We start from the raw sequence: 12373 nt of genomic DNA on the forward strand, positions 1-12373 counted from the left end.
CTCTAGCTAATATATATTAGACCATTTTTTTATAGCCATAGGAAAGAAACATTTTCTTACACAGTAAAAATATCTACATATATTAGGAGAATTCATGGAAATTAAAAGAGTTTGTATTATTGATGGAGCGAGAATTCCATTCACACGTTCTGGAGCAAATTACATGGGAATTAGCAATAAGAAGCTGATGACTGGTGCGCTTACTGAACTTGTTAATAAACTGTCTTTAAAAGGTAAGGAAGTTGGTGAGGTTGCCCTTGGAGCTGTTTCCAAGCACGCGTATGACTTCTCTCTTGCAAGAGAATGTACAATTGAAGCAGGCTTATCTTTTTCAACTCCTGCAACAGATCTTCAAAAAGCATGTGGAACTTCCTTAGAAGCAGTCATCATGCTTGCAAATAAAATCGCTCTTGGACAAATTGATAGTGCTATCGCTGGTGGAGTTGATACTAACTCTGATATCCCAGTAGAATTTCAAAAAACTTTTTCTGACAAAATGGCAAAGGTAAACTACGCAAGGTCAACAGGCGATAAGCTTAAGGCCCTGATGGCAATTAGGCCAGGGGACCTTGCTCCAAATTTTCCAGCAGTAAAAGAGCCAAGAACAGGTATGTCGATGGGTGAGAGTTGTGAAGAGATGGCAAAAACATGGAAGATTTCTCGGGAGGATCAGGATCAACTAGCTCTTGAATCACACCAAAAAGCTGCGAAAGCTTATGATGAAGGTTTCTTTAGTGATATGGTTTACCCTTTTGGAACTTTAAAGAAAGATGGAATCGTAAGAGGCGATACAACAATGGAAAAGATGGCAAAACTTAAGCCAGCTTTCGATAAAACTTCAGGTGCGGGAACTTTAACAGCTGCAAATTCAACTTCACTTTCTGATGGTGCTGCTTGTGTTTTCCTTTGTAGTGAAGAATATGCTAAAGCCCACGGTCTACACGTTAAGGCTTACTTTAAAATTGGAATTTCAAGTGCCGTTAATTATATCAATGATGAAGGGCTTCTAATGGCACCAGCCTACGCTGTTCCAAAGATGCTTGGTAAAGTTGATATGAGACTTCAAGACTTTGATTTTTACGAAATCCATGAGGCCTTCGCTGCTCAAGTTCTTTGTACTTTAAAAGCATGGGAATCAGAAGAGTTTTGTAGAACAAAACTTGGACTTGATAGTGCTCTAGGTTCAATTGATAGAACAAAGATGAATGTGAAAGGTGGAAGTTTAGCACTTGGCCACCCATTTGCTGCTACTGGTGCACGTATTGTGGCAACTCTTGCAAAACTATTAGATGAGAAAGGAAGCGGGACGGGACTTATTTCAATTTGTACAGCAGGTGGAATGGGCGTAACTGCAATCCTAGAAAAATAATGACTAGTTTCATCTCTCGCGACAGCTTAACTATTACTCTTGGATCTTTAGAGCTCCAAAAGCTAGTCTGCGTCGAGAGAGATGCTTCATTTTCTGAGATTATTGAGAAAATGAATGAAGAATCGATTGGTTCTATCGGTGTCATCGAAAACTCAAAGCTTATTGGTATCATCACAGAAAAAGACTTCCTTACAAAGTTTCATCGCATTAAGGAATGTTGTGATAGTGATTCAGAAATTGATATCACGACAGTCATGACAAAGAACCCAATTGTTTTTTCTGAAGAAAAAGATTTATTGGCAGCAATGAAAGTCATGACATCACACGACTTTAGACATCTTCCGATAAGAAAAGGAGATTCTCTTGAGATTATTTCCGTAAGAGATATTTTAAATATTATTTGCGAGAGTTTTAAGGATGACCTTTCAAAATACCAACCAATTAAACATTGGAATAAGGAAGAGCCGGCACTGCAGGAAATTGATATTCTCGAATTTCCTCGCAAGGGCAATGGTATATCTGCCGCCGTTTTTGAAACACCTTTAAAGAGAATCTTTAATCCGAACTTTATTCATATCGACTATGCTGAAACAGTTGAAGCCTTGATAAATAAAATGGTTTCAAATGAAGTTCATGTAGCATTCGTCATGGAATATGAAACAGCATTTATTGGTATCATTACTGAGCGTGATTTATTAAAAAAGGTTTACTCTAAGGAAATTCCTTTAAATGCGCCCACTTCTGATTTAATGACACCTCTTCCTGACTTTCTATCTGTAACTCATCAGTTTGGAAATGCTCTTAAAAATATGCAGGCTTTCGACTACCGCAATATGCCAATCGTTGGTCAAGACGGCTATCCAATAGGGAATGTAACTCTTTTAGATTTAATGGGACTATTTTATTCGCAACTTGTAGATTTAGATTAAGTAAGTAATTCTTCTACAAATTTCTCTGTCTCAACCGAAGCATTACCAACAAGATGAAAATCAAAACTATCTGAGATTTGAGTGGACTCAAGATTAATTTCAATCGTCTGAACGCCTCTTTCTCTGGCCGTATCCACGAACATGGCCGCAGGGTAAACATGCCCCGATGTTCCAATAGCTACAAAGAGGTCACAAGAATGTAATTCAGTATCAATTTTATCCATATGCATTGGTCTCTCTCCAAACCAAACAATATGAGGACGAAGGTTTCCTTCTTTGAGGCAGCAAGGACAAGGTGTCGTTGCATGAATATCTTTTTTTATTGTGAGCGATCGACCTGTTTCGATACAACGCATTTTCAAGAGTTCTCCATGCATATGAATCACGTTTCGCGAACCTGATCTCTCATGAAGATCATCAACATTTTGAGTGATGATAGTAACAATTCCATTAAACTTTTCTTGAAGTTTTGAAAGTGCAAGGTGTGCAGGATTCGGGTGAACCTCTCCACTTAGAAGCTGTTGTCTTCTTAGATTATAGAAGCGATGAACCAGTTCTGGGTCTCTTTGAAAACCATCTGGAGAAGCTACTTCGTAGACACTATGATTTTCCCAAAGACCATTAGAGTCGCGGAATGTCATAATGCCGGACTCTGCAGAAATACCTGCTCCAGTTAGAATCACGATATGTTTTGGTTTCTTATTAAGCTTCACAATATATATTTTATACTATTAAATTAAAGGATAAAAGGAAATATATGGAACCATTATCACAGGCAATATTAGGTGTTATGGGTCAGGGACTCATTGAAGATAAGAAGCAAGATACAAGGAAGATTAAAGGGTGGCTATTAGGGGTGCTTGGCGGCATTGCCCCTGATATTGATTATCTCATTCGCATTGATTCTGATCCGCTTTTCACGATCGAATACCACCGACAATTTACTCATTCATTATTTTTTATTCCTTTTGGAAGTCTTCTCATTTGTTTCGTTCTCAAATTATTTAAGATCAAGGTGAAAGATAGTTACCCGTTTGTTTTTCTTGGTTATGCTACTCACGGCCTTCTTGACGCTTTTACAAATTACGGAACACAATTATGGTGGCCTTTTTCAAAAGCTAGAGTCGCCTGGAATTGTGTTGCTGTTGTTGATCCACTTTTAACGATTCCGCTACTGATATTGACTATTCTCTTCATTCGTTCTGGCAAGAAACTTTTTAACTGGATCTGCTGGAGTTACCTCGTTCTTTACTTAAGCTTTGGTGCCTTCCAGAAAATCCGTGTTCGCAAAGTGCTAGAAGATAATAATGGTTTGACTTCAAAAAATAGTCGCGTGATGATCAAGCCAACCATTGCAAATAACTTCATCTGGCGTGTTATTGAAGATGACGGTGAGCAACTTCACTTCTCTGCAGTTCGCCTAAGTCTATTTGGAGAGAATATCTTCTATCCAGGGGAAAGTGTGGTGAAAGTAAAACCAGACCAGGTTAAGGTCCTACTTGGTGAAAATAAAATTCAAATCTACGATTATGAAAGATTTAAGTACTTCACTGATGATTATCTCTTTTGGCTTGATGATAAATCTATTGCAGATGGCCGCTATAGTCTTCTACCTTTTGCAAAAGATCCTATTTGGCACATTGAATTTTCTCCACAGGGTCTAAGCTCTCACGTATCTTATGTGACAAAGCGACGTCCAAGTGAACTCGATAAACAACTTCTAAAGAAGGTGTGGCTTGGACAGAAGTTAGAGTAGTCTTAAGAGTGTTTCTCTAATTTCTTGATCGATATCATGAGTCTTTGTTGGAAGTGCAATAAATTCGCCTTTAAGCAATAGAGGGCGAAGCATCTCAAAAGAGCTCTGACTATTTTCAAAATTTACGATGGGATCACCCTCTGAGTGAATACTAAAAAGGTCAAAATCAATTTGTGAATTAAGCATATCGTACCGGTAGTTACAATTTATCCCAATAACTCTTCTCGTTGGAGCATAGACCTGTCCTAGAAAAGGTGAGAGGTAACCACCCTGACTATATCCCACAATCGTCGTGAGCCTATTCTCCGGATTTATTCTTGCCAAAAATGAGCTGAGCACCGAGCATGGATACTTGAAGTCGATATAATATTTTTGTTCAATTGTATTATAGAAATACCAAGCAAAACGGTATGAGATTTTATCGGCCCTTTGCTTTGGCATTGGAAACACACCATTTGGAATGATACAGTGATACTCATCAGTAATGATGTCTTTTAAAGACTCGTATATCTCCTGCGCATTTTGCCCATATCCGTGAAGGATAAGTAGCAGCTTCTTCGCGTGAGGATTTCCAAATTCTAAAAAATCTACTACAGACTCGGCCGGGACTAATATTCTCTTGCATTTCTCTATCATCAAATCATGATATACTACTTTGAGTGCTATTTTCAATTAAAGAATAGGTGATAATTGGACACAGTTTTTATTGAGGAAATTCTACTAGAAACCTTCTCATTCTATGAGTGGCAAAATATCGAGAAAGTTCTCATCTCTCTCAATCCCCAAGACCTCATCCTTATCGAATCCATTACACTTGATGAACTTAAAGAATCAATCGAAGTTCTGATCAAGCGTGGGCAGTTAGAAAGTAAAAAAATTAATGGGGAAATACATTACCGAAGATTTCAAAAGCGAACTTGGGTTCAAAAAATCAAGTCTTTCTTCTCCTAGTAACTGCACCCGCGTAATGGTGTTGGAATTATCGTAAAACTAATCGCAATCGTTATGACGAAGTTTTCATTTTCAGGAGTTCATATCATATATGAAATCTACTTTGTTATAGCTTAAATCTAGATACTTATTTTAATGATACTCAATTTCTAACACCATTCGAATGGGGCAGTTAATCAGAGAAGAGCCATCATAATCCAAAGTGAACCAGCTGTCACAAGTGGAATCGTTAGATTGTCATCTATCTTAAGTTCAAGAAGATCGAAGAGTGTCACAATAGATGAACTAATTAGTGAAACAAAGACCAACTTAAATCCACTAAATACTGGAGAGAGAACAATTAGGTGAATGATAAGTGCAGAGATCAAAAAAGCACTCGAGCCTTCAACTGTACGATGTTCTTTGATTTTTCTTTTTCCAAATTGAATTCCAATAATTGCAGAAAAGGGATCGCTAATAGCGAGCGTGAAAATTGCAACAAGAGAGATTTCTTTTGGGAAAGTCAATACCGTTAAAAGTAGTCCCATGAGAAATGGAATTGAAGCTGATTCTTTTAGTTGCTCTTCCGCACGTAAAAGATACTTTGAGGCCTCGGTAAATATACTTTTAAACTCTGGATAATTAAGTCTTACTTGTTCAAGAATATAGAGAATACATGTGGCTATCCCAAGGATATGTATCGCTTGTTGATACGTTAAGAAATATTTGTAAATTAATCCACAGCCCATTCCCATTGAAATATGGAATAAACGGCGAGGTATATGAAGATCTTTTCTACTTTTTTCGATATTTTCCATGGCGAGATTATAGCAGAGATTTTATTCTTATTCTTCAAAAATCATTTTCTTCTCTTGCAAGGCCATTAATGTATCTTTTTGGTAGAGAATACCCTCTAGAACTTGGTTTACGGGATTAACTACTGGGAGGATATCCTTTCCAGACATGAGAAAGATATTCTTGGCCCCTTCAAGAGTTGAGTTCGAAGGAATAAAGACAGTTTCTCCTATCAGAATACTTGCCGTGATTAGGGGGTCATCATCTTCTTGCGCCACAATTTTTCTAATTGATTCAAGATTAAGAGTTCCAAGAAAACAATGATTCTTGTCAACCACTGGGTAGAGTGCATAATTATCATCAATGAATGTTCTGATACTTGTGAGATTAGCGTCGGACTGAATGGCGATAATATCAGTGTGAATAAGCTCATAAATGGGACTCTTTGTCTTTTTCGGATCTTGTTCTTTTGCCGCCGTTACGTTTTCTTGAAATAATTTTAAAATATCAAGAAGATTAAACTTTAGCTTGGTTGTCTTATCTGGAGCAGGACTCCATTGTTCAATTTCCTTTGATTTAAAAAGAGCAAACTTCAAAAGGAAAGGACCAATGATTTCAAAGATAAAAATACTTGCAACAACGGTATTGAAAATAATACTCGCTGAGGTTTCTTTATAAATCGTTACTTTTGCAACAATCGCAAGGGCCGCCCCGGCGTGGGACATTACTGACATTCCCTGGTAATTTTTTACATTTTCATCTTTAAGGTCAACAACTTTTGCAGCAAGATAAGAGCCACTAAGAATTCCTGTCATCCTCGAAATGATATAAATGACACCAATTATTCCGACATTTTCAACAAGGCCTGAAAGCTTGATATGGGTACCAGCAAGAACAAAGAACAGCGCATAGATCGAGCCCCCCATGTTCTTCACCGTCTCATGAATAGTCTCGCCTTCAACAGAAGCATTGGCCACGGTGAACCCAAGAAAGAGTGAAATAATAAGAGGGTCAACACTTAGATATTCAGCTAAAGACTGACCAAAAAGAATAACGGCGATAATCGCAAAGAGAATATTACCAATACGAGTTTCATATCTCTCAATAATCGTTAGAACAATACCAAGAATAAAGCCAAAGACAATTGAACCAAATACTTTCCAAATCGTTTTAAAAATTAAAACTGGAGAGTGGCTAAGCTTTCCTTGCCATACACCAAAGTATTCAAATCCATTCATTACCACAAGCGTAGAAACAATCGCAATTAACGTTGCAAAAGCCAGATAGATTTTAATCGAATCCGTAAGTTTTCCTTCCGCATTATATTCTTTCAACACCAGTAGCGTCGTTGGCGGTGCTGCTTCCACGGAAACAAGTGCTAAGAAGAGTGAAACGATGAGAATCGTTGTAATGTCATAATTGCCAAGAGTGTAAAGAGAGACGATAAAGAGAGCGAAAACAAATGTGATGGTAAGGCCTACCGCCACGACAGAGTAAAGAATTTGCTCCTTCCTCATTTTCGATAATAGGGCCTTATTAAACTCACCACCAATATTAAAAAGAATCATTCCCAGGGCAAGGTCGTTAAAATATTTAAAAGAATGTGAGAAGTCTTCCGAGAGAAATTCAAGCCCTCCTGGGCCTAGCAAAACACCGAGCATGATATACCCAGAAACTTTTGGAACCCCAAGTTTCTTTGCAAGTTTCCCTATAATAAGACATAGCACCAAGGTGATACCAAGAATTGGGACCGTGCTGTTCAATGTATCGATGAGCTCACTACTAACCACAACAATTCCTCAACCCTTTTCCGGGCTAAACTTATCATTATTTAAGCCACAAAAGCAGCTAATAATATTGTAGTTTGATTTAAGTGAAAGTTCTGCATAAAAATTATTGTATTAAGATAACCCTGATTTAAAAGCTCTAAGTCATAGAAATCTAGACGCGTTCAGTAATACTTTTACAAAAGAGAAATAAACAATTAAACTTTTAGCGGTATCTATCTAATATTGTACAAAGAGGTTCACTTGAAGCGTAAAATATTTGGCGCTTTTGTCATTCTAATCGCACTTGGTAGTATTATTACCTACCTACTAACTCAATATACTCTCTCTCGTGGAGTAAGGGCCGGAAAGCTTGTAAAGCTCTCTCAAACAGGTATTCTTATCAAAACTTACGAAGGCACTTTGGACCTTGGAAGTGGAGACGAGCTCACATGGCAATTCTCTATTCATGATTCTGAAATTGGAGAAGAGCTTGCCAAACAAACAGGAAAGCAGGTGAGACTTGAGTACCGAGTACTTCTTGCAAAATTATTTTTCACAACTCGTTATGATATTGTCTCTTGGTCATTAGAAGGAGATTCGCAATCGATGAATCTTCTTTGTCGACTTGTTGATTTCATGAGAGATAATGCTTCTGTAGTCGAATATCTAAGGCCAATTATTCAAGAAAGGGATCCTGAGTTACTTCGAAATATCAGGGAATGTCAAAAGTAACTGCCCCCGGGCAGTGGTGTTAGCATTCCCAAATTCTCATTGTGATAACACATATAAATTTCCAGATGTTTCCTCAAGGCATCTGGACATTTCGTCGTCCCCCATGTCTTTCTAATTAGTTTTCCAATTCCATCTCTAAGCATTGCGAAGTTATGATTCAATGTAAAAATTGGATCAAACCCTAATCTCTTTAGCTCCCCTTGACCAGTTGAACATCCTCGACCACCTATGAATTGCTGATGAGTAGCCTGTGGTAAATAAGTTCTAACCACGGAATTATAGACACTATGATCATCAGACTGTACGAGTGCGTTTGGTTTTACACAGTTTTTGATTTCTCCAAATAAACTTCTCAACTCTCTTAGATGTTCACTCTTGCGCTTCCCATATTTTCGTCGAGATTTCTCTGCAAGCAAACCGTTCGCAGGTATTCGAGAAACTCGAAAACCAAGTATTGATCGATTCTTTGCGTTTACCACCATCGAAATCGACAAAGGTTTCATCTTAGTATGCTCAATTGTAATCAGATCATCGAATTGAATATGCTCAACTTGCTTCACGCGAAGGTATGCTCGAAAGTTCTTATTCTTTATTGCGCATCTCTTTGCATGATAATCTAGTTTTCTAGCAACTGTTTTGGGATTGATTCTCAGAACTCGTGCGATTCGATTCATCGACATCTTAGAACAAAGAAGTTCGTAGACCATGCGATTAACTCGTCTCTTCATCTGTCCTTTTGCTAGAGAAAAAGTGGAGCTTGAGAATCGAGTGCCACAACTTTTACATTTATAGCGTTGGATGATTCGAGAGTCATCACGTCGTTTGAACGTTCCATCTTTGATAATTGATTCGCGTTTTTGGTGGTAATTACAGTTTTGATTAGGGCAGCCGTGTTTCATACAGCTTCAAATGCAATATAAGAACAAGTTGATTCTTTGTAATTATTGAATATTATTGAGTAGATTTCGGTGCGAATTCAAAAAATGAACTTCACTATTTTAAATCTAACACCAATCCTCGGGGGCAGTTAAGCTAGGCCCAAAATAAAAATGTTAAAACCGTGAGCGTGATTGGAAAAACAATAACCACACAGAACAACAAAAGATTAAAAAAGAACCCATCTAAGCTATTATCTTTTTCTTTAATTTCTTTAGACATTTAATCGTCTCCTAATGACACATATGAGTGTTATAAATATAAACCACTCGATAACCAATTGTAGAAACACCAATGATGATCAGGACAATAGGAATTGTGCGAGGTAGCTTTATTTGTAATGGTTTTAAAATTTTTTGGAAAATTTCTGGCGCAAATGTGAGAACTGGCATTGTCCCAAGCCAGAACGCGACAATGAAGGCTAGTGAGTAAATTGAGTTTGCCGCCGTGATAGAGAGAATAAGAATAGACCAAAGAAGTCCACATGGAAGAAGAACGCTCGCGCTTCCACCGAAGAAGCTTCGAAGGATTTCTTGGTCTCTAAATTTCTTATAGAGATTTTGCCACAGAGTAATATTTAAGTTTTCTAAAAAAGCATGCTTTGGTGTGTAGCTCTTCCACTTTAAAAGATTTTTAAGTCCGATATAAATAAATAAGCCTCCCATGATAAGGGCCCCAATGATTGAGACGGTCTTATTTCCATTTAGTCCAAGCGTTCTTAGACCTAGGAGTGGAAGAATCACTCCGATGAGCGAATATCCAAGGAGGCGACCTATATGATAGGAGAGAACTCCTTTCTTATTTTTGGTCATGGCGACGACGAGACCACCGCACATGCCGATGCAGTGGGTACTTCCTACGAGGCCTGAGATGAGGCCTGCGAAGATGATGAAATAAAGTGGGTGAATACTTAAATCAGTTAATTGGTCCAACAATGGAAACCTCTCTGATTATTTCTTTGTTATTGCTTAAATCCTTAACTTTAAACTTTATCTTCTTACTTCCTTTTTCTAGAATTTCCTTCTTAAACTTTAAGAAGACGTTGACGCGGGCATGGTTCTTTTTTAGAAGATATGGATTACGTGGAACTTTTAAATCAATTCCAAGGTTCTCTTTTTCTAGTACGTCAATTTCAACTTCACGATCTTTGAGCTCACCACTTTGATCTAGAGTGATTTGGAAGTGGTTGAGGATTTGACCTTCTTCGTTGTGCATGACTGTGTATGGAGTACCTAGACCTTTAAGGATTGTCACATTCATATCTGTTGAAATATTCAATGAATAAATCAGACCAATAATGATGACAACAATAGCGCTTAAGTAAACCATGTTTCGAGGACGTAGGATTTTTGCTTTGTTTCCTTCGATATTTGCGAGGGAGTCGTATCGGACTAAGCCTTTGGGGCGATTTGTCTTTTCCATAATGTCGTCGCAAGCATCGATACAGTTTGTGCAGGCAATACATTCAAGTTGCATTCCTCGTCTGATATCAATTCCTGTTGGACAGGCCTTCACGCAAGCGTAGCAGTTGACACAGTCGGCGTGTTCTTCTTTCTTCATTCCTGGTTGACGACGAGGTTCACCGCGTTTTTCATCGTAAACAACTGTCATCGTATTCTCATCCATCATTACGGATTGAAATCTTCCATAAGGACATGCGATGATACAGAACTGTTCTCTAAACCAACCAAAGTCGAGTAGGAAGATCGTTGTGATAATAAGCATCGCAAAGAATAGGGTTTTATGTGCCATCGGCGACTGGAGAGAAATCGCAAGTAGTTCGTGAGTTCCAACAAAGTACCCAAGGAATGTATGAGAGATATGCAAAGAGACAACAGTGAAGAGAAACCACTTTAAGCTTCTTTTCCAGATTTTTTCAAAATCCCACTTTGCTTCGTCGAGTTTTTGTCTCTGTCTTGGATTTCCTTCAACGAGTATTTCGATTTTTCTATAGATGGTATCGATGAAAACTGTTTGCGGACAGGCCCAGCCGCACCAAACTCTACCCCAGATACTTGTGATAAATCCGATTGTGAAGACGAATCCGAGAAATAAAAAAAGTAAGAGTGGGGCGTTACTAGCAAAGAAAGAATAAGAGAAAAAAGTGAATTCTCTGTTTGCAATATCAAGTTTGATTGATTGTTTTCCTCCGATGTAAATCCAAGGGAGAATAAGATAGATGGCTATTAAGAACCAATAGAACAGGGATCTTCTCTTTCTCCAAAAACCTTTTACTTCTTCAGGGAAAAGGAAGATCCGATGACCTAATTCATCAGTTGTTCCAAGACGTTCTTCGTGTAGTTCAAATTTATTTTTACTCATGCCCAATTCCAGTAAGAACGGAGTGGAAGAGACTTCCACTCCGGCTCATTATTTAATTAATTCACCTTGTGGCTCTTTAGCTTCTGGTGGGTTTGTTCCGTGAAGAGTTAAAACATAAGAAACTACTGACATAATTTCTTCCTTGCTTAATACTTCTCCCCATGCAGGCATCCCATTTTCTTCAACACCTTTAAAAACTACAGGATAGATCGTGTCTGCTCCTACGTGATCCTTAATGTTGATCCAGTGATCGTCTGTAAGGTTTGGTCCAATATCCCCACGACCGCCTTCTGCGTGACAAGAAAGACAGTTCTCTTCATAGACAACAGCACCTTTGGCGACACCATCATTGGCAGCTATCCAAGAATTATACTCTTCAAGATTGAAGTTGGCTCCATTTGCGGCTTCGGCTTCCTTAATTTGTGTGATTACGGCCATGTCTTTCTTGTATTCATCCATTAGAGTTGGTCCGTCCATCATCACGTAGTACATGAAGTATGGAACAGCGAATACAAAAGAGAGAATCCACGTTCCAAACCACCAACTTGGAAGTGGGTGATTAAGTTCGTGAATACCATCGTAATCGTGTTCTAGTACGAGATGTTTTTCATCTTCGTGTAAAATTAGATTTTCTTTATTATCACTCATAAAATTCTCCGGCCTATTTTTTTAGAGGTCCATCATTTAGTGCATTAGATGACACAGATTCATAAACTTTAGAGCTCCCTTTACGAAAGCTCCAAATGACTACACCGACAAAAACACTTACAAATAAAAGCAATGCAATTGTTGGTAGAATATTCATATTTACAGCGGCAATAGCTTCTTTAAACAT

Annotated in this window: 15 protein-coding genes; 5 read left to right on the forward strand and 10 right to left on the reverse strand. The window is 38.1% G+C overall.

The window, feature by feature from the left end; all coding sequences use genetic code 11:
* The first annotated feature begins 94 nt into the window (after positions 1 to 94).
* Together M900_RS13905 and M900_RS13910 are read left to right on the forward strand one after the other, a co-directional pair.
* Positions 95 to 1369, forward strand: coding sequence for an acetyl-CoA C-acetyltransferase (locus M900_RS13905; protein WP_021275359.1), 1275 nt, complete (start codon positions 95 to 97; stop codon positions 1367 to 1369).
* On the forward strand, positions 1369 to 2298 hold the full coding sequence (locus M900_RS13910; RefSeq protein WP_021275597.1) for a CBS domain-containing protein: 930 nt from the start codon (positions 1369 to 1371) through the stop codon (positions 2296 to 2298). Before M900_RS13905 ends, M900_RS13910 begins: the two co-directional genes overlap by 1 nt.
* Here M900_RS13910 and cobB read toward each other — a convergent pair.
* Positions 2295 to 3011: a Sir2 family NAD+-dependent deacetylase gene (cobB, locus tag M900_RS13915; RefSeq protein WP_021275490.1), complete on the reverse strand. Its 717-nt coding sequence runs from the start codon at positions 3009 to 3011 to the stop codon at positions 2295 to 2297. The genes M900_RS13910 and cobB overlap by 4 nt on opposite strands.
* Positions 3012 to 3055: 44 nt before the next feature.
* Between cobB and M900_RS13920 the strand changes: the two genes are divergently transcribed.
* Entirely contained in the window at positions 3056 to 4054 is a 999-nt protein-coding gene (locus M900_RS13920) for a metal-dependent hydrolase (RefSeq protein WP_021275344.1), read from the forward strand.
* Here M900_RS13920 and M900_RS13925 read toward each other — a convergent pair.
* Positions 4046 to 4690 carry an alpha/beta hydrolase gene (locus M900_RS13925; RefSeq protein ID WP_021275434.1) on the reverse strand — a complete coding sequence of 215 codons (645 nt, stop codon included), beginning with the start codon at positions 4688 to 4690 and terminating at the stop codon, positions 4046 to 4048. The genes M900_RS13920 and M900_RS13925 overlap by 9 nt on opposite strands.
* A 54-nt stretch (positions 4691 to 4744) precedes the next feature.
* Between M900_RS13925 and M900_RS13930 the strand changes: the two genes are divergently transcribed.
* Positions 4745 to 5005, forward strand: coding sequence for a hypothetical protein (locus M900_RS13930; RefSeq protein WP_021275650.1), 261 nt, complete (start codon positions 4745 to 4747; stop codon positions 5003 to 5005).
* Positions 5006 to 5181: 176 nt separating this feature from the next.
* Here the strand turns inward: M900_RS13930 and M900_RS17370 are convergent, their stop codons facing one another.
* Both M900_RS17370 and M900_RS13940 read right to left on the reverse strand, forming a co-directional pair.
* Positions 5182 to 5802 (reverse strand): diacylglycerol/polyprenol kinase family protein, encoded by a 621-nt coding sequence (locus tag M900_RS17370; protein ID WP_021275409.1) that lies wholly within the window; start codon positions 5800 to 5802, stop codon positions 5182 to 5184.
* Between the two features lie 27 nt (positions 5803 to 5829).
* Positions 5830 to 7569, reverse strand: coding sequence for a cation:proton antiporter (locus tag M900_RS13940; protein ID WP_021275457.1), 1740 nt, complete (start codon positions 7567 to 7569; stop codon positions 5830 to 5832).
* Between the two features lie 240 nt (positions 7570 to 7809).
* Here M900_RS13940 and M900_RS17375 point away from each other — a divergent pair, with 240 nt between their 5' ends.
* On the forward strand, positions 7810 to 8280 hold the full coding sequence (locus tag M900_RS17375) for a hypothetical protein (protein ID WP_021275572.1): 471 nt from the start codon (positions 7810 to 7812) through the stop codon (positions 8278 to 8280).
* Here the strand turns inward: M900_RS17375 and M900_RS13950 are convergent.
* From M900_RS13950 to M900_RS17595, 6 genes are all read right to left on the reverse strand, one after another.
* The gene (locus M900_RS13950) at positions 8271 to 9179 is read right to left on the reverse strand and encodes a hypothetical protein (protein WP_021275292.1); all 909 of its coding nucleotides are present in this window, start codon (positions 9177 to 9179) and stop codon (positions 8271 to 8273) included. The two genes, M900_RS17375 and M900_RS13950, sit on opposite strands and share 10 nt — an antisense overlap.
* A gap of 133 nt (positions 9180 to 9312) precedes the next feature.
* Complete coding sequence (locus tag M900_RS17995; RefSeq protein WP_021275436.1) at positions 9313 to 9438, reverse strand: hypothetical protein; 126 nt, start codon at positions 9436 to 9438, stop codon at positions 9313 to 9315.
* Positions 9439 to 9449: 11 nt separating this feature from the next.
* Positions 9450 to 10148, reverse strand: coding sequence for a sulfite exporter TauE/SafE family protein (locus M900_RS13955; protein ID WP_157680676.1), 699 nt, complete (start codon positions 10146 to 10148; stop codon positions 9450 to 9452).
* The gene (gene ccoG, locus M900_RS13960) at positions 10132 to 11538 is read right to left on the reverse strand and encodes a cytochrome c oxidase accessory protein CcoG (RefSeq protein WP_021275285.1); all 1407 of its coding nucleotides are present in this window, start codon (positions 11536 to 11538) and stop codon (positions 10132 to 10134) included. Before ccoG ends, M900_RS13955 begins: the two co-directional genes overlap by 17 nt.
* Positions 11539 to 11586: 48 nt before the next feature.
* The gene (locus tag M900_RS13965) at positions 11587 to 12186 is read right to left on the reverse strand and encodes a c-type cytochrome (protein WP_021275304.1); all 600 of its coding nucleotides are present in this window, start codon (positions 12184 to 12186) and stop codon (positions 11587 to 11589) included.
* A 13-nt stretch (positions 12187 to 12199) separates the two neighbouring features.
* On the reverse strand, positions 12200 to 12373 hold the full coding sequence (locus M900_RS17595) for a cbb3-type cytochrome c oxidase subunit 3 (RefSeq protein WP_021275565.1): 174 nt from the start codon (positions 12371 to 12373) through the stop codon (positions 12200 to 12202).

The organism is Bacteriovorax sp. Seq25_V (assembly GCF_000447795.1).
Lineage (GTDB): Bacteria > Bdellovibrionota > Bacteriovoracia > Bacteriovoracales > Bacteriovoracaceae > Halobacteriovorax_A.